Origin of the sequence: Thermomonas fusca (genome assembly GCF_005862345.1) — a bacterium.
Taxonomy (GTDB): Bacteria; Pseudomonadota; Gammaproteobacteria; order Xanthomonadales; family Xanthomonadaceae; genus Thermomonas; species Thermomonas fusca.
Window position 1 is genome coordinate 66,210 of sequence record NZ_SROY01000001.1, and the last position, 15,718, is coordinate 81,927.

Sequence of the window (15,718 nt, forward strand, 5' to 3'; positions counted from 1 at the left end):
CGGCTGCGAACATGCCGCCTCTTTCTTTCCCTGGAATCGCTCCATGCGCCGCATCGGCCTGTCGCTTGTCCTGCTGTTCGCCTTCTCGCCCGTCGCGCTCGCCCAGACCGCCACGCAGCCGCCGGCCGCGGAATCCGCCAGCGCCGCCGACGTCGACCGCCTGCTGCAGGCGATGGACATGAAGACGATGATGGCCGGGATGATGCAGCAGATGCAGGGCGCGCAGGAAAAGATGCTGACCGACGCGTTCGGGGCCGATCTCGACGAGGCCAAGCGCGCGCGAATGCAGGAAGCGATGGCGACCAGCAGCACCATCATCCAGAAGCACCTGTCGTGGGAGGCGCTGGAGCCGGTGGTGCGCAAGGTCTACATGCAGGTCTTCAGCAAGCGCGAAGTGCAGGCGATGACGGCGTTCTACGCCAGCCCGGAAGGCGCCTCGATCCTGAAGAAATCGCCGCAGGCGATGGGCCTGACCATGCAGGAGATCCAGCCGGCGATGCAGGCGGCGATGCAGGAAGTGAAGACCGCCATCGAGCAGCAGGCGGCTGCCGCGAAGTAAGCCCTACCGCGCTGGCGCGTCGAACAGCACCAGCGCCTTTTCGAACTCCGCATCCGCCGGCGCCAGTGCTTCGATGCGCGCGCCGGTATGCGGATGGGTGAATGCCAGCCGGCGCGCGTGCAGCAGCATGCGGTGGATGCCGAGGCTGCGGAAGCTGCGGTTGTGGCGGCCGTCGCCATGGCTGGAATCGCCGATCAGGTGATGCGACAGGTGCTTGAGGTGGCGGCGGATCTGGCGGAACCGGCCGGTCTTCGGCGATGCCCGCAGCCATGCATAGCGCGATGTCGGAAATCCCGCCGAGGGCAGCGCCAGTTCGCAGGTGGCCAGCACCTCGAAGGCGGTCTGCGCCGGCTTCTTCAGCGGCTTGCCGGGGCCGCCATCGAGATCGTGGTCGACCGTGAACAACGTCTCCGCCGGCCAGCCGCGGCAGATCGCCCAGTAGTCCTTCTCCACCTCGTGCGACATCAACGTCTTGCCCAGCGCGGAAGCGGTGTCGCGATCGAACGCCAGCAGCAGGCAGCCGCTGGTGGCGCGATCCAGCCGATGCACCAGGAAGATCGGCCGGCCGAACTGTTCGCGCAGGCGGTCCGCAGCGAAGTCGGTTTCGCCGCGCGCCAGCGCGCTGTCGTGGACCATCAGCCCGGCCGGCTTGCAGACCACGGCCAGGGCATCATCGAGGTAGAGCACGGGCAGCGGCGCTTCGGTCATGCGCGCATTGTCGCCGATGCGTCCGCGGTCAGCGGTGCTCGCCCCCGCCGCAGTGGCGTGCTTCCATCTGCAGGGTCACATGGTCGATGCCGAAGCGCGCATGCAGCAGACCGGCCAGTTCGGCGCGCAGCACATCGACATCGCCGGCACCTTCCGCCAGCAGCACGTGCGCGGTGAGGATCGGTTCGCGCGAGCCCAGCGCCCACACGTGCAGGTCGTGCACCGTGGCCACGCCGGGGGCCGCCTGCATGGCATCGCGCACCTCGTCGATGTCCAACCCGGCCGGCACGCCCTGCATCAGCACCTGCGCGGCCGCGCGCAGCAGCAGCCAGGTGCGCGGCAGCACCCACAGGCCGATCAGCACGGCGATCACCGGATCAACCACGGTCCAGCCGGTGAAGCGGATCAGCAGCGCGCCCGCGATCACGCCCAGCGAACCGAGCATGTCGCTCCACACCTCCATGTAGGCACCACGGACGTTGAGGCTTTCGCCCGCGCCGGCCGCCAGCAGGCGCATCGACACCAGGTTGACCAGCAACCCGAGCGAGGCCACCACCAGCATGGCGTTCGATGCCACCGCCTGCGGCTCGCGGAAGCGGCCCAGCGCCTCCCACAGGATGAAGCCGGCCACCACGAACAGCAGCCCGCCATTGGCCAGGGCACCGATCGCCTCCATCCGTGCATAGCCATAGGTGCGTTTGGCATCGGGCGGGCGGCGGCTCATGCGCACCGCGAACAGGGCGATGCCCAGCGCCAGCACATCGGTCATCATGTGCGCGGCGTCGGACAGCAGCGCCAGGCTGTTGCTGAGCAGGCCGCCCACGACCTCCACCAGCAGGAACAGCAGGGTCAGCCCGAACGCGATCCACAGCGGCCGCTCGTGGCGGATCCGCGCGGGCACATGGCTATGGCCGTGGTCGTGGTCGTGCTCATGCGAATGATCGGAGTGGCCTGCGCCCATTGCCATGATCCGTTGCCGAATGCGCGGCACCCTAGCGGCAGGCGCGCGGGTTACACAATTTCATCCAAGCGCTTCGCATGCCAAGAGCGCCACCCGCCGGATCGCCCGCTGGCGCTGCCGAGACCTCGACCGGACATCCCGCTCCGGTTTCGCTCCCGGAAACCGCGCCTTCGTCGGCGTCCAGCGGTTTTCACGCACTCGCGCCTGTACGTGCCCGGATCACTGTACTAGCTTCGATAGTACACATCACACGCAAAGCGAGACCTCGCCATGGCTACCCGTTCCGCCCTTCCCGCCGCGATCCGCGCCGCCCTGCCCCGCCTGCTGGCCCTAGCCCTTCCGTTGGCCGGCGCCGTCCAAGCCCAGGTTCCCGACGCCGATGCCGCCGCCGCCGCGCTCCAGGGGTATTTCTCGCAGTGCCATGCCGTGCACGTCTGCAACGGCAGCGTCCTTGTCGCCCGCGACGGCAAGGTGCTTTACGCGGCCGCGTTCGGCGATGCCGGCGCCGCCGGCCAGGGGCCGTTGACCACGGCGCACGCCTTCGACATCGGCTCGATCAGCAAGCAGTTCACCGCCGCCGCGATCCTGCGCCTGGCCGAACGCGGCAAGCTGCGCCTGGACGATGCCGTTGCCGACCATCTGCCGGGCTTCCCGTACCCGCGCATGACCCTGCGGCAGCTGCTCAACCACACCTCCGGCGTGCCGGACGTGATGGCCCACTACACGCAGGTGCTGCGCGGCGGGAAGTTCACCGCTCCGCTGCTGGCCGCCGACGCGGTGCAGGTGCTGGCGACCTCCGGCAAGGCGCCGAAGTCCGCGCCCGGCGAACGCTTCGAATACAGCAACACCGGTTACCTGCTGCTGGCGCAGGTGGTGGCGCACGTTTCCGGCCAGCCGTTCGCGACCTTCCTGCAGCGCGAATTCTTCGAGCCGCTGGGCATGTCGCACACACGCGTGCGCATGCCCGATAACGAGACCGGCATCGCCCCGCGCGCCTACGGCTTCACGCTCACGTCCGACGGACAGCGGCGACCGCAGGACCAGATCCCCGGCTTCTACATGCTGGGCGCGGGCGGCATCTACTCCACCACCGGCGATCTGCTGCTCTGGTCGAAGGCGCTGCGCCAAGGCAAGGCGATGTCGGCCGACGGCTGGCGCGAAGCCACCACCCTGCTGCGCCTGAACGACGGTAGCAGCGTGCCCTACGGCTTCGGGCTTGGCCTGCGCACCTCGCCGCTGCAGCAGCCGCGCATCGAGCACGGCGGCCACTGGCGGGCGTTCAAGGCGGACTTGGCCCGGTTCCCCTCGCAGGACAGCGACGTCGTCCTGCTCAGCAATAACGGCGAAGACGACAGCGTCGATGCGGCGCGCGACGCGGTCGAAGCCATCCTGGCCGGCAAGCCGTACCAGCCGGTGAAGGAACCGATCGACTGGCCGCTGCGCGAACGCCTGCAGCGCGACGACGCGGAAACCCTGCGCCGCTGGCTCGACGCACAGCGCAACGCGAAACCGGCGCGCTACGACGTTCCGGAGAACAGGCTCAACGACATCGGCTATCGCCTGATCGAAGCGAAGCAGATCGACAAGGCGCTGGCAGTGATGCGGTTCAACCAGGAAGCCCATCCTGACTCGATGAACGCGCTGGACAGCCTGGCCGATGCCTATCTGGCCGCCGGCGACCGCGACGCCGCCATCGCGCAGGCGAAGCGGATGCTGGCCCTCAAGCCGGAGTCGCGGGCCGCGCAGGACAAGCTGGAAGCGCTGGTCGAGGGCAGGTGAATTCGGAGAAGGCGCGGCCGGCATGCGCCGGTCGCGCCGCGCTGCGCTCTAGCGCCGCGGCCACGCCGCCAGCAGCGCCCACAGCCCGCCGACGCCGGCGATCCACGTGGACACCGGCAGCGACAGCAGCTGCGGCCCGCCGGCCTCCAGCGCGTACAGCACCGCCGCCACGATCAGCAGGCCGACGCCGAGGATCGAGGCCACCACCCGCCGCTGCATCGCCGCCAGCGTCTGCGCGATCTCGCGCAGGTCGGTCGAACGCATGCTCAGCTCGTGCCCGCCCTGCACCTGCTGCTGCAGCCAGGCGTGCAGCAGGCGCGGCATTTCCGGTGCGCGGGTGACCAGCTCCGGCATCCGCTTGCGCAGCTCGCCGGCCAGCCGTTTCGGGCTGTAGCGCTCGGCCAGGATGTCCTCGAGCACCGGCCTTGCCACCGCCCAGATGTCGATCTTCGGATCCAGCTGGCGGCCCACGCCCTCGATGTTCAGCAGGGTCTTCTGCAGCAGGATCAGCTGCGGCTGCAGGGTGAGTTCGTAGCGTTGCGCGGTGCGGAACAGTTTCACCAGCACTTCGGCCAGCGAGATCTCGCTCAGCGGGCGGGTGAAGTACGGCTCGCAGACCGCGCGCACCGCCGCTTCCAGCTCGTCGATGCGGATGTGCGGCGGCATCCAGCCGGCCTGCACGTGCAACTCGGCGATGCGGCGATAGTCATGATTGAAGATCGCCATGAAGTTCTCGGCGAGCCAGTACTGGTCGTCGCTGGAGAGCTGGCCCATGATCCCGAAATCCAGCGCGATGAAGCGCGGATCGGCCTTGCGCCCGGAGTCCACCCAGATGTTGCCGGCGTGGGCATCGGCGTGGAAGAAGTTGTCGCGGAATACCTGCTGGTAGAACACCCGCACACCCTTCGCCGCCAGCGCCTTGCGGTCGATGCCGGCGGCATCCAGCGCGGCGATGTCGTCGGACGGAATGCCGCGCACCCGCTCCATGGTCATCGCGCGTTCGGCGGTGTGCGACCAGATCACTTCCGGCACGTACAGATCGGGCGAGTCCAGCCAGTTGCGCCGCAGCAGGCTGGCGTTGCCGGCCTCGCGCTGCAGGTCGAGCTCGGCGGCCAGCGTGTTCTCGATCTCGGCGACGATCTCCCGCGGGCGGATCTTGTCGGCGCTCGGGTGAGTGCGGTCGACGATGCCGGCCACGTTCTTCAGCAGCGCGATATCGGAGGCGATCAGCCTGGCGATGTCCGGCCGCAGCACCTTGACCACCACCTCGCGGCCGTCGTGCAACGTTGCCGCGTGCACCTGCGCGATGCTGGCGGAGGCCAGCGGCACGGTGTCGAAGTCGGCGTAGGCGTCGTTGATGCCGCGGCCCAGCGCCGCTTCCACCAGCGCGCGCGCCTGCAGGCCGTCGAACGGCGCCACCCGGTCCTGCAGCTGGGTCAGCTCCTCGGCGATGTCCGGCGGCACCAGGTCGCGACGGGTCGAGAGGATCTGCCCGAACTTGACGAAAATCGGCCCCAGTTCCTGCAGCGCCAGCCGCAGCCGCGCGCCGCGCGACTGGGTGGCCACTTCGCGCGAGGCGCGCGGCACGAACGGCCGCATCAGCTTGAGCCAGCGCTCGGCCGGGGTGCCATCCAGCAGGTCGTCCAGCCGGTAGCGCAGCAGCACCCGGCCGATCTTCCATGCACGCAGCGCCGACTTCATGCAGCCAGGCCCCGCTCGCGGCGCAGCCGGACGATCCTGGCGGCGATCCGCTCGACATCATCACGCAGCGCATCCACGTCGTCGTGGAAGGCATCCAGCTCGGCGCGCGGCACCACGTCGCGGCTTTCCTCGGTGACGTATTCGGCCGCCATGCCTGCGAGGTTGCGGCCGGCGACCTGTGCCTGCTGCATCGCCGCGCGCACGGCCTTGGCGACCTGCACGCCCAGCACCTCGCCGAACACCCGCACGAACGGCAGCTGCCAGTCGGGATCGAAACCCTGCGCCAGCTTCTGCAGGCGGCGCGCGAGTTCGGCATCGCCTTCGATGCGCAGCTTGCCCACCGGCGGCGCGTTGCTGCTGCGGAAGATGGGCAACTGCTGGATCAGCCCGCCCAGGGTTGCGCGCACGCCGAGATCCGGTTCGGCATCGCCATCCAGCGGCCCCACCCGCAGCGCTTCATCCTCCACCCGTACCTGCAGGGCCAGCGGCGGCGACGCGATGGTCAGCGCCACCCGCTGGCCCTCCAGCGCACGCAGGCCGTCGCGGGTGTCCTCGTCCAGCGCCAGCGCATGGTTGAGCGCCAGTTCCAGCGCGCGGCCGGCGGGTTGTTTCCAGTTGAAGGCGGGCTCGGTCATGCGCGCATTGTAGGGCCGGTCGCGCGTCGACACCGCGCGCCTGCACCCGCACGGATCAGACCCGTTTACGCAGGAACGCGACCACCGCGAGGATCAGGAAGACGACGAACAGCACCTTGGCGATGGTGGCCGCCATGCCGGCAAGCCCGCTGAAGCCGAGGAAGGCGGCGATCAGCGCGATGACAAGGAAGACGAGGGCGTAATGCAGCATCGGACGACTCCGTTCGGCCGCGCCGGATTGGCGCCGCGCCAGACTGGACGCGGCCCGATCACGCCGGAGTGAAGGCACGCACCCATCGCCGCCACCTGCACCTGCGGCGTCGCAAGCGGCGGGCCTCGGCCCGTCAGCGCCCCAGCGAGGCCTGCAGCCGCGCCAGCCCTTCGGCCATGGACACCTTCGGCACGTAGCCGAAATCGCGCGTGGCCGGCGCCATCGAATACCAGTGCGCGGTGCTGAGCTGTTCGGCCAGGAAGCGCGTCATCGGCGGGTCGCCGCGCAGCGGCAGCGCGGTCCACAGCATTTCGCAGACCGCACCGATCGCGTACGCCGCACGGAACGGCAGGGCCTTGTGCACTTCCGGCGCGCCCGCCGCGCGCAGCAGCCCGTTCAACACCTCGCGCAGCGGCCACGGCTCGCCGTTGCTGATGAAATAGGCACGACCGGCGCAGGCGGCGCCGACGTGCAGGTGCTCCAGCGCATCCACGTGCGCCTGCGCGGCGTTGTCGATGTAGGTGGTGTCGACCAGGTTGTCGCCGCTGCCGACCAGCCGCAGCCGCCCGCTGCGCGCGCGTTCGACCAGCTTCGGCAGGATCTGGGTATCGCCCGGTCCCCAGATCAGGCGCGGACGCAGCGCAACGGTGGCCAGCGCGGCGTCGTTGGCGGCCAGCACCTCGCGCTCGGCGATGATCTTGGTGGTGGCGTAATGCGCCTTCACGCCTTCTCCGTAGGGCACCTCGTCGGCGCTGGCGCCCTCCACCGGATGGGTCGCGCGATGCGCCACGCTGGGCGTGGAGGTATGCACCAGCCGGGCGATGCCATGCGCGCGGCAGGCCGCGATCACGTTGCGGGTGCCGGTCACGTTGGCATCGAAATAGCTCTGGTAGCTGCCCCAGGTGCCGGCCTTGGCGGCGTTGTGCAGCACCGCGTCGAAGCCTTCCGCGAGCGCCGCAAGCACCGCTTCGCGATCGGCCAGGTCGCCCTGCAGCTGGCGCACGCCCAGCGCGTCCAGCGCCGCATGGCGGCTGCGGCTGAAGCTGGCAACCTCGTGTCCATGCGCCAGCAGCGCGCGGCACAGCGCCTGACCGAGGAAACCGCCGCCACCGGTGACGAGCAGCTTCATGCCCTGCCCCCCGCGGGTTGCGCCGCCGCCCACGCCGCCAGCTTCTCGCGGCCGATCTTGGCGTTGTGGCGGATGTCCACCGGGAATGGTTTGGGATGGTGCAGGAAGCGCTCGATCCTGGCGGTGTGCACGAAGCCTTCCGCGATGTGGCGCAGTTCATCGGCGACTTCCGCCACCTCGGCCTGCGCGCCCGGCCTCAATTCGAACACCAGCACCGGCGTCTGCGCGCCCTTGGCACCGATGCCGACCAGCGCCGTGCGCAGCACCTGCGGATGGGTGTTGAACACCGGCTCGACCTGCTCGGTGCACAGCGTGGCCTGCGCATCGACGACCACCCGCTGCGACTTGCGCCCGCAGAACCACAGCCGGCCTTCGCCGTCGAACCAGCCGAGGTCGCCCATGCGGTGGACGATGCGCGTGCTGCCATCGGGCAGGGTTTCGCGGATCTTCGCCAGCGCGGTCTGCGCGTCGCGGTTGAAGTAGGTGTCGGTGGCGCTGGGACCGGCGACGGTGATTTCGCCGACCTGCCCGGGCGCGACCTGCAACGCGTCGTTCCAGTCGGGGATCGCGCCATCATCGATGCCGATGATGCGCACCGCATTGCCCGCCACCGGCCGGCCCACGCAGGTGCCGGCGCCCGCTTCGGTGCGCGCGCGCAGGATCAGCAGCTCGCGGCCTTCGATCACCGCCACCGGCAGGCATTCGGTGGCGCCGTAGGGCGTCCACAGCTGCGCATCGGCCGGCAGCAGTTCCAGCATCCGCCGCACCACGTCGGGTGGCACCGGCGCACCGGCGCTGGTGACGCGCTTCACGGTGGGCAGTTTTTCGCCGTGCGCGGCCAGTACGCCCATCAGCGCCGGCGAGCCGAACAGCTGGGTCACGCCAAAGCGTTCGATGGCCGCGTGCAGCTTGCGCGGATCGGCCTTGGCCGGGCGCGTGGGGTCCATGTCGGGAATGATGCTGGTCAGCCCCAGCGCGGGGTCGAACAGGGCGAACGGCGGGAAGGTGGGGAAATCGATGCCGCCGGTACCGATCCCGAACGCCTCGCCCAGCATCGCGATCTGCGCGACGAAGTGCCGGTGCCGGTACACCACGCCCTTCGGCACGCCGGTGCTGCCGCTGGTGAACAGGATCGCGGCCACGTCCTCGCCGTCGGTCGCGGCCAGCTGCGGACCGGCGCCGGCGCCTTCGGCCTCGATCCGCGCCAGGGTGGTGTCGGCCAGCAGCGGCCAGCGTCCGGTGGTGATGCGCACCGATGCCGATTTCGCCCAGCCCAACAGCGCCTTCGCCAGCATCGCCAGCGGGATGCCGATGAACGCTTCCGGCCGCGCCTCGTCCAGGCACTGTTTGAGCGCGCGCTTGTCGATGCCGGGATCCACCAGCACCGGCACCGCGCCGGCCTTGAACAGCGCGAACATCAGCAGGAAGAACTCCGGCGTCGGCCGCACCATCACCACCGCGCGGGTGCCGCGACGGATGCCGCGTCCGGCAAGGCCCGCGGCGATGGCGTCGCTGCGCGCGTCCAGCTGGGCATAGGTCAGCGCCGCCTCATAGCGGCCGCGCGCGCCGGGGCAGCGCATCGCCACCTGGTCGGGGTGCTGGCGGGCCAGCCGCGGCAGCGCGGCGGCGATGTTGCAGGGTTCGGTCATGCCGGCATTATCGCCCGCCCCCCTTGCGCGCCGGCCCGGCACGGAAAAAAATCGCGTCCCTGTCCCGATCTTCGCCGCGCAAGGCCCGGCCTTCCATGCATCCCTGCCTGACCTGCGGCGCCTGCTGCACCCAGTACCGCGTCGCCTTCCACTGGATGGAATCGGACGAGGTCACGCCCGGCGGCGTGCCGGCCGCGCTCACCGAGAAACTCGACGGCCACCGCCTGTGCATGCAGGGCACCTTCTCCGCGCCGATCCGCTGCGTGGCGCTGGATGCCGACATCGGCAAGTACTCGCGCTGCAGCATCCATCCCAACCGGCCATCGGTCTGCCGCGAGGTCGAAGCCTCGTTCGAATTCGGCCGCCCCAGCGCGCAGTGCGACAAGGCCCGGATCGCCTTCGGCCTGCACGTGCTGACCGCGGCCGACTGGCGCTGGCGCGACGGCGCCGACAACGACGACCACCCGGACGACAGCGGCAACAGCCCGTTGCCGCCTGCGATGCCGCCGGTCGCCGCGTGAGCGGCGGGTTGATCCCGATCAAAACATCCGCGGGCGCGCGCGCGCAGGCTGGACGTCCACCCATGCGGAGGATCGCGAGATGAGCGGAAAACTGGACGGCAAGGTCGCTTTGGTCACCGGCGGCGCGCGCGGCATCGGTGCGGCCATCGTCCGCCGGCTGCATGCCGACGGCGCCAGCGTTGCGATCACCGACGTGCTGGACGATGCCGGCCGCGCGCTGGCGGCGGAACTGGGCGAACGCGCCGCGTATTTCCACCACGACGTCGGCGACGAAGCCGCGTGGGTGGACACGCTGGCCGCAGTGACTGCGCGCTTCGGCGGCCTGCACGTGCTGGTCAACAACGCCGGCATCTTCCATCCCGGCCAGATCGCCGACGCCGCGGTCAGCGACGTCGAGCAGCAGTTCCGGGTCAACCAGCTGGGCCCCTTCCTCGGCATGAAGCATGCACAGGCGCCGTTGCGCGCGGCTGGCGGCGGCAGCATCGTCAACATCAGCTCGATCGCCGGCCAGCTCGGCTTCCCCAACGCCGCCGCCTACGTGGGCACCAAGTGGGCGGTGCGCGGGATGACCAAGACCGCCGCGCTGGAACTGGCGCCGGCGCAGATCCGCGTCAATTCCGTGCATCCGGGTTTCATCGACACGCCGATGCTGGACAACAACCCGCCGGAGGCCAATCAGGCCGGCATCGAAGCCACGCCGCTCAAGCGCATCGGCAAGCCCGAGGAAATCGCTGCCGCGGTGGCTTTCCTCGTCGGCCCCGATGCAGGGTTCGTGACCGGCGCGGAATTGACCGTGGACGGCGGCTGGATTCTCTGATCGCAGGAATCAGCTTCGGAGCCGGCCAGCCGGGGGGCAGCGGCCTCGCAACGCACCTGCTGCGCAGGCGCACTCCCCGATACTCGCTTGGTTGCGAGGCCGCTGCCCTCCGGCTGGCCTCGCAACTTGTGGTGCCATCCTTCCGTCGACGCTCCCGCGGCGGAACAGGCGCTACAGCGGATTGCGATCCAGGAACGCCCGGATCAGCGGCACCAGCACTTCGTGCTTGTCCTCCAGCGCGTAGTGGCCCGCATCGGCATACGCATGCACTTCCGCGTTCGGCAGCGCGTTGCGGAAGCCGTCGAGGAAGTGCTTGTCGAACACGAAATCGCGCAGGCCCCAGCCGATGAACGCCGGCCGGTCCGCATAGCCGGGCAGTGCCTTTGCGCTGGCCTGCACCAGCGGCATCGCGCGGTCGCCGTCGTGCAGCGGGATGTCCTGCATGAAGCGCAGGGTGGAGATCGCCCGGTCCCAGCCGTCGTACACGCCGGCATAGGCGGCGCGCACGTCCTTCGGCAACGAACGCTTCGTGCCCATCCACGCCGCGCCGCGCGCGAACAGGTTGAAGCGGCGGATCAGCCAGCCACCCAGGCGCGAATCGCGCCCCATCGCCAGCCGCGCCGGAAAACGCTTGGCCGCCGGCAGCGGGAAAGCGGCGGTGTTGGTGATGACAAGCCGCTTGATGCGCGCGGGATCGCGCAGCGCCCAGCCGAAGCCGATCATCCCGCCCCAGTCGTGCACCGCCAGCGTCACCGGGCCATCGATGCCGAGGTGCCGAAGCAGCGCGTCCACGTCGTCGATGCGCGACTGCAGCGTGTAGTCGTAGCGCGGCTGCGCGGACGGGCCATCGTCCGGGCGATCGCTCAGGCCCATGCCGACATGGTCCGGCACGATGCAGCGGTACTTGTCGCGCAAACCGGCCACCAGATGTCGCCAATAGAAACTCCACGACGGATTGCCGTGCAGCATCACGATCACCTCGCCGTCGCGCGGGCCTTCGTCGAGGAAGGACAGGGCGATGCCGGGGCGGACTTCGAAGCGTTGCGGGGTGAACGGATAGTCGGGAAAGCGCATCCGCCTATTGTAGGCGGTGCGCCCGCTTCAGCCTTGCTTCTGCAGCAGGAACGCCTGGCTTTCCAGCCGTTCGAGCGCGAAGCCGAAACGCGCCGCCAGCCACTGCAGCGTGGCCAGCCGATGGAAGCTGACGTGGGTGCGGTCGTCGCGGTAGCGCCAGCGCAGGAAGTTCGCCGGCACATCGGGCGCCAGCTGGGTCATCACCCCCAGCCAGCCCCCCGGACGCACCAGCGACGCCAGCTGCGTCCAGCCCGCCAGCGGGTCGCGGAAGTGCTCCACCACCTCGGTGCAGGTGACGAAGTCGTACTGCGCGTCCAGCAGCGCCGCGTCGGGCGCGTAGCACGGGTCGTAATCGGCCATCGCCATGCCCGCCTCGCGCAGCATGATCGACAGCGCCGGCCCCGGCCCGCAGCCGAAGTCCAGCCCGCGCATGCCGGGGACGAGCCTGGCGACCAGCGGATCGGCCAGCCGCGACAGGAAGCGGCGATAGCCGGCATCGGCGGGATCGTTCTGGTGCAGGTCGTAGATCGCGCGTTCGTCTTCCGGCGACAGCTGCGAGGCCGGGTCGGCCGACACCAGCCCGCAGCCCGGGCATTCGAAGTAGCGCCGCGCGCGGTCCTCGCAGAAGGCGCGGGTCGCATTCCCGCACATCGGGCAGATGGCGGGGGCCGCCACTTCGCTGTGCCCGGCACGATCGCACTCGGCCCGACCGACCGAATGCGGCCCCGCACTCGCTGCCCCCATCAACCGCAGCTCGTCTTGAACGACGCCGACTCGCCACCCGACACGGACAACAGGCTGATCCGGCATTCACGGCCAGCGGCGCCGCGATAGGTAATGGACTCGCCACTTTGCAGGAATTTCCGCTGGTCGCCGGCGCCCGCGGCGCTCACGGTCACATACGCCCCACCGCTGGAAACACCTCGGACGCCCAGCACCGATGAGGCATCCAGCGCCAGTCCGGTGTTCTGGGACAGGATGATGTCGTAGCCGCCACTCACCCCCGCCTGCTGGCCCGCTACCTGCGACAGGCGCACGTTCTCCTGCTTGGCCAGGGCCAGCTGCGCCATCAGCCCGGCATTGGCGGATTTCATCTCGCTGACCGCGCTCCTGACCTGCGACAGCGCCTGCCGTCCGTTGCCCTCCACTGAACTGCCCAGCGCGTCCAGGCTGCCCTGCAGCTTCTTGAACGCGGCGTCCTGGTCCTGCTTCATCTGCACCAGGTAGGCGTCGGGGTCGCGGAACTTGTCGCGCACATAGCCATAGGCCTCGCTGCCCCCCACGCCCAGCGCCAGCAGCACCACCGCGACCAACGTGCGCTTGACCGGCTCGCCCTGCTCGGCGCTATCACGCTGGCCCCAGTACCACTGCAACGCACGTCGCAGCATCCCCGGCCGTGCGGCTTCCGCCGGCGCCATCGCCGGGCTGTTCTCCTTGTCTGCCATTGCGTTCCCCTGGTTGCGTCATGGTGCGAAGCGGCGCGCTCCCCGGCCGCCCCATCGGAGGATAGCCAGCGGCGCGGGGATTCTCCAAGCCGGTGCAACTTCGGCAGGCTGCGGAAGTTGTGCGCCGTCATGCCTGGCCCGCTGCAGTGGCCTGCGACGGGTACCGTGTGCGCGCTAACCCAGCCAGCCCCGCGCGCTGGCCTTGCGCGCCAGCAACAGCAGCGCGATGCCGACCACCAGCACTACGGTCTGCAGCACCACCGCCACCGGGCCGGCCAGGCGCGCGCCGTCCACCAGCAGGAACAGCGCGATGTCCTGCATCACGATGCCCAACAGCGAGAGCGCCAGCACCGCCACCGCCCAATTCCTGCGCAGCAGCAGACCCAGGCACCCCAGCGCGCCACCGAACACCGCGAGCCCGGTGGCCGCCACCGACCAGGCCGGCCGTGCGGCATACAGCACCTGCTGTGCTTCAGGCAGCTGGGCCACGTCCGCGGGAGAGAGCTTCAGGTCCGCGAAAAACGCCACGCAGCCCAGCACATTCCACAGCAGCGCCAGCACTGCCACCACCTTGAACCAACCGGGAACTGCGCTCATGCGGGAATCCTCGCGATTGCGGCCGCGCGGGCCGGGGTGAGAGCTGAATATTGCACCAACCCGCGCCGACCTCCTGCCGATTCGAGGCGACGTTTCCCCATGCCCGCCACATCCCGGCCCACCGGAAGGCCTTCTGGTCAATCGCGGCGCGGGTCGCTCTGGAGCTCTTCCATCCGCGGGCGAAGAAGCCGACGACCGCAAGGGATCACGCGCCGCAGTCGGCGCTCGGAATCCCGCCAGCATACGTCCCTGCCGGGGCCGGCCGGGAGAACCGGGTCTGCTGGCGGCGTTGCCCACTGAATCGGCAAGGCATGGAGCCTTGTCCTATGGCGGATAAGCCGCGCCATAAGGAAGCCAGATCGCATCACCTGCTTTCTGGCTTCGCGATTTTCTCAGGCGTCGGCAAATCCCGTGGATTGCCCCAGGCCCGCAATCCGATTCACCACTCCACTTCCGCCATCGAGCAGTTCAACCCCGAGCCGATGCCGAGCAGGGCGACGCGGCTGCCCTTCTTCAGGCGACCCATCTCGCGCAGCTTGCTCAGCACGATCGGCACGCTGGCCGGGCCGATGTTGCCGTGTTCGGCAAAGATGGTCATGACCTTCTTGGGGTCGATGCCCATGGCCTTGGTGAAGGCGGCGGTGTGGACCTTGCTGACCTGGTGGATGACGAACTCGTCCAGCTCGCCGGCCACCCAGCCCAGCTTGAGCTTGGCCACCTCGAAGGTCTTGGTGGCCAGCTTGATGCCCTCGATCAGCAGCAGGCGGGTGTCGGTGATCATGCCGTCGAGGTTGCCGCGGCAGAGCTTGTTCCACTCGGTGGCGGCACGGGTGACGCCGCCCTTGTAGCGCGGCGCGCCGGGCGCCAGTTCGCTGCGCGCCAGCACCATCGCGGCAGCACCGGAGCCCAGCGTGAGCGTGGCCATTTCGCTGCGGAAGTCGGCTTCGGTGACGTCGGTGCGGGTCATGCGCTCCAGCGTTTTTTCGTAGGCCATGTTGGCGGTTTCGCCATCGACCACCAGCGCGTAGTCGATCTCGCCGCGCTCGATCATGCGGCTGGCGATGTCCATGCCGTTGATGAAGGCCAGGCAGGCGTTGGCGACGTCGAAGTTCTGGCAGGTGTCGGGCAGGCCGAGGTTGCCGCTGACGATGGAAGCGGTGGACGGCTCCAGGTAGTCGCGGCTGACCGAGGTGTTGACCAGCAGGCCGACCTTGTCCGGGTCGATGCCGGCATCGGCCAGCGCCTTCACGCCGGCCAGGGTGGCGGCGTCGGAAGCCTGCACGTTGTCGTCCCACAGGCGGCGCGCATGCACGCCGGCGATGTCGCCGAGCACGTCGACGCGGATACCCAGCCGATCCAGCGTGGGCCGCAGGCGCGCGTTGATCTCATCCGACGACAGCCGGCGCGGCGCATCGATGTGGGCCAGACCGGCAATGGAGACATGTTGGAACAGCATGGCGGGACACTCGCACTGGCGCCGAGGCGGCGCCGGAACCGCATAGGATAGCGCCTTGTCAATCCATGCGGCAGCGTACTGTGGAAACTGCGCCCGCGATCACGCTCGCGGCTTGCCCCGCATTCAGTTGCAGCGCCACATCGCCCAGCGCTGGCTGCCATCTTCCGGCGGGCCCAGCGGGCTGATCCGGTTGGCATTCAGGCCGGGGGCCTCGTTGCGGGCCAGCAGCTCCAGCTCGTCGCGCACGCGTGTGTCGTCGCGCTCGTAGAAGCCCACCCGATGGGTGATGGACACCGCCACGTCACCGCGTTTCTCGCAGCCGGTGGGCGCGACCGACAGCACCTTCACCTGCTGCGCGCCGGGCGCCATCTTCACGAAGGTGCAGGCAGGCAGGGCAAGCACCAGCAGGACGGCGGCAAAGCGGATCGGCAGGGGCATGCTCGGGTTCCCGAAAAAAAGAAGACGCACCGGATTGT

At 69.5% G+C, this 15,718-nt stretch carries 17 protein-coding genes; 4 read left to right on the plus strand and 13 right to left on the minus strand.

What is annotated here, in order from left to right:
• Positions 1-43 precede the first annotated feature (43 nt).
• Complete coding sequence (locus tag E5S66_RS00275) at positions 44-559, plus strand: DUF2059 domain-containing protein (protein ID WP_138346433.1); 516 nt, start codon at positions 44-46, stop codon at positions 557-559.
• Positions 560-562: 3 nt separating this feature from the next.
• On the opposite strand, the gene E5S66_RS00280 is transcribed toward E5S66_RS00275, so the two are convergent.
• The gene (locus E5S66_RS00280) at positions 563-1,267 is read right to left on the minus strand and encodes a pseudouridine synthase (protein WP_138346436.1); all 705 of its coding nucleotides are present in this window, start codon (positions 1,265-1,267) and stop codon (positions 563-565) included.
• Positions 1,268-1,295: 28 nt separating this feature from the next.
• Positions 1,296-2,228 (minus strand): cation diffusion facilitator family transporter, encoded by a 933-nt coding sequence (locus E5S66_RS00285; protein ID WP_138346439.1) that lies wholly within the window; start codon positions 2,226-2,228, stop codon positions 1,296-1,298.
• Positions 2,229-2,498: 270 nt separating this feature from the next.
• Here E5S66_RS00285 and E5S66_RS00290 point away from each other — a divergent pair, with 270 nt between their 5' ends.
• Entirely contained in the window at positions 2,499-4,007 is a 1,509-nt protein-coding gene (locus tag E5S66_RS00290) for a serine hydrolase domain-containing protein (protein ID WP_138346442.1), read from the plus strand.
• A 48-nt stretch (positions 4,008-4,055) separates the two neighbouring features.
• Here the strand turns inward: E5S66_RS00290 and ubiB are convergent, their stop codons facing one another.
• From ubiB to oleC, 5 genes are all read right to left on the minus strand, one after another.
• A complete protein-coding gene (gene ubiB, locus E5S66_RS00295; RefSeq protein WP_138346445.1) occupies positions 4,056-5,708 on the minus strand; it encodes a ubiquinone biosynthesis regulatory protein kinase UbiB in 1,653 nt (550 codons plus the stop codon).
• Positions 5,705-6,343 carry a ubiquinone biosynthesis accessory factor UbiJ gene (locus E5S66_RS00300; RefSeq protein WP_138346448.1) on the minus strand — a complete coding sequence of 213 codons (639 nt, stop codon included), beginning with the start codon at positions 6,341-6,343 and terminating at the stop codon, positions 5,705-5,707. The genes ubiB and E5S66_RS00300 overlap by 4 nt, the downstream gene beginning before the upstream one ends.
• 55 nt (positions 6,344-6,398) lie before the next feature.
• Positions 6,399-6,554: a DUF1328 domain-containing protein gene (locus E5S66_RS00305; RefSeq protein ID WP_138346451.1), complete on the minus strand. Its 156-nt coding sequence runs from the start codon at positions 6,552-6,554 to the stop codon at positions 6,399-6,401.
• A gap of 133 nt (positions 6,555-6,687) precedes the next feature.
• A complete protein-coding gene (oleD, locus tag E5S66_RS00310; protein ID WP_138346454.1) occupies positions 6,688-7,683 on the minus strand; it encodes a 2-alkyl-3-oxoalkanoate reductase in 996 nt (331 codons plus the stop codon).
• Positions 7,680-9,332 (minus strand): olefin beta-lactone synthetase, encoded by a 1,653-nt coding sequence (gene oleC / locus E5S66_RS00315; RefSeq protein ID WP_138346457.1) that lies wholly within the window; start codon positions 9,330-9,332, stop codon positions 7,680-7,682. The genes oleD and oleC overlap by 4 nt, the downstream gene beginning before the upstream one ends.
• A gap of 95 nt (positions 9,333-9,427) precedes the next feature.
• On the opposite strand from oleC, the gene E5S66_RS00320 reads away from it, so the two are divergent.
• Both E5S66_RS00320 and E5S66_RS00325 read left to right on the plus strand, forming a co-directional pair.
• The gene (locus E5S66_RS00320) at positions 9,428-9,853 is read left to right on the plus strand and encodes a YkgJ family cysteine cluster protein (RefSeq protein WP_138346460.1); all 426 of its coding nucleotides are present in this window, start codon (positions 9,428-9,430) and stop codon (positions 9,851-9,853) included.
• Positions 9,854-9,932: 79 nt separating this feature from the next.
• On the plus strand, positions 9,933-10,670 hold the full coding sequence (locus E5S66_RS00325) for an SDR family NAD(P)-dependent oxidoreductase (RefSeq protein ID WP_138346461.1): 738 nt from the start codon (positions 9,933-9,935) through the stop codon (positions 10,668-10,670).
• A 171-nt stretch (positions 10,671-10,841) separates the two neighbouring features.
• On the opposite strand, the gene E5S66_RS00330 is transcribed toward E5S66_RS00325, so the two are convergent.
• The 6 genes from E5S66_RS00330 to E5S66_RS00355 form a co-directional block, all read right to left on the minus strand.
• Positions 10,842-11,744 (minus strand): alpha/beta fold hydrolase, encoded by a 903-nt coding sequence (locus E5S66_RS00330; protein ID WP_138346464.1) that lies wholly within the window; start codon positions 11,742-11,744, stop codon positions 10,842-10,844.
• 27 nt (positions 11,745-11,771) lie between these two features.
• Positions 11,772-12,395, minus strand: a complete 624-nt coding sequence (locus tag E5S66_RS00335; protein WP_138346467.1) for a class I SAM-dependent methyltransferase — start codon at positions 12,393-12,395, stop codon at positions 11,772-11,774.
• Positions 12,396-12,487: 92 nt separating this feature from the next.
• On the minus strand, positions 12,488-13,189 hold the full coding sequence (locus E5S66_RS00340) for a hypothetical protein (RefSeq protein WP_138346470.1): 702 nt from the start codon (positions 13,187-13,189) through the stop codon (positions 12,488-12,490).
• Positions 13,190-13,363: 174 nt separating this feature from the next.
• On the minus strand, positions 13,364-13,786 hold the full coding sequence (locus E5S66_RS00345) for a hypothetical protein (protein ID WP_138346473.1): 423 nt from the start codon (positions 13,784-13,786) through the stop codon (positions 13,364-13,366).
• 439 nt (positions 13,787-14,225) lie between these two features.
• Entirely contained in the window at positions 14,226-15,242 is a 1,017-nt protein-coding gene (locus tag E5S66_RS00350) for a 3-oxoacyl-ACP synthase III (RefSeq protein WP_138346476.1), read from the minus strand.
• Positions 15,243-15,365: 123 nt separating this feature from the next.
• Positions 15,366-15,680, minus strand: coding sequence for a DUF4156 domain-containing protein (locus tag E5S66_RS00355; protein ID WP_028839515.1), 315 nt, complete (start codon positions 15,678-15,680; stop codon positions 15,366-15,368).
• Positions 15,681-15,718: the final 38 nt, after the last annotated feature.

What these genes read in the sequence shown, in the direction of transcription:
- E5S66_RS00275 (WP_138346433.1), top strand. Translation starts at nt 44, where the DNA reads ATGCGCCGCATCGGCCTGTCGCTTGTCCTGCTGTTCGCCTTCTCGCCC.
- E5S66_RS00280 (WP_138346436.1), bottom strand. Translation starts at nt 1,267, where the DNA reads ATGACCGAAGCGCCGCTGCCCGTGCTCTACCTCGATGATGCCCTGGCC.
- E5S66_RS00285 (WP_138346439.1), bottom strand. Translation starts at nt 2,228, where the DNA reads ATGGGCGCAGGCCACTCCGATCATTCGCATGAGCACGACCACGACCAC.
- E5S66_RS00290 (WP_138346442.1), top strand. Translation starts at nt 2,499, where the DNA reads ATGGCTACCCGTTCCGCCCTTCCCGCCGCGATCCGCGCCGCCCTGCCC.
- ubiB (WP_138346445.1), bottom strand. Translation starts at nt 5,708, where the DNA reads ATGAAGTCGGCGCTGCGTGCATGGAAGATCGGCCGGGTGCTGCTGCGC.
- E5S66_RS00300 (WP_138346448.1), bottom strand. Translation starts at nt 6,343, where the DNA reads ATGACCGAGCCCGCCTTCAACTGGAAACAACCCGCCGGCCGCGCGCTG.
- E5S66_RS00305 (WP_138346451.1), bottom strand. Translation starts at nt 6,554, where the DNA reads ATGCTGCATTACGCCCTCGTCTTCCTTGTCATCGCGCTGATCGCCGCC.
- oleD (WP_138346454.1), bottom strand. Translation starts at nt 7,683, where the DNA reads ATGAAGCTGCTCGTCACCGGTGGCGGCGGTTTCCTCGGTCAGGCGCTG.
- oleC (WP_138346457.1), bottom strand. Translation starts at nt 9,332, where the DNA reads ATGACCGAACCCTGCAACATCGCCGCCGCGCTGCCGCGGCTGGCCCGC.
- E5S66_RS00320 (WP_138346460.1), top strand. Translation starts at nt 9,428, where the DNA reads ATGCATCCCTGCCTGACCTGCGGCGCCTGCTGCACCCAGTACCGCGTC.
- E5S66_RS00325 (WP_138346461.1), top strand. Translation starts at nt 9,933, where the DNA reads ATGAGCGGAAAACTGGACGGCAAGGTCGCTTTGGTCACCGGCGGCGCG.
- E5S66_RS00330 (WP_138346464.1), bottom strand. Translation starts at nt 11,744, where the DNA reads ATGCGCTTTCCCGACTATCCGTTCACCCCGCAACGCTTCGAAGTCCGC.
- E5S66_RS00335 (WP_138346467.1), bottom strand. Translation starts at nt 12,395, where the DNA reads ATGTGCGGGAATGCGACCCGCGCCTTCTGCGAGGACCGCGCGCGGCGC.
- E5S66_RS00340 (WP_138346470.1), bottom strand. Translation starts at nt 13,189, where the DNA reads ATGGCAGACAAGGAGAACAGCCCGGCGATGGCGCCGGCGGAAGCCGCA.
- E5S66_RS00345 (WP_138346473.1), bottom strand. Translation starts at nt 13,786, where the DNA reads ATGAGCGCAGTTCCCGGTTGGTTCAAGGTGGTGGCAGTGCTGGCGCTG.
- E5S66_RS00350 (WP_138346476.1), bottom strand. Translation starts at nt 15,242, where the DNA reads ATGCTGTTCCAACATGTCTCCATTGCCGGTCTGGCCCACATCGATGCG.
- E5S66_RS00355 (WP_028839515.1), bottom strand. Translation starts at nt 15,680, where the DNA reads ATGCCCCTGCCGATCCGCTTTGCCGCCGTCCTGCTGGTGCTTGCCCTG.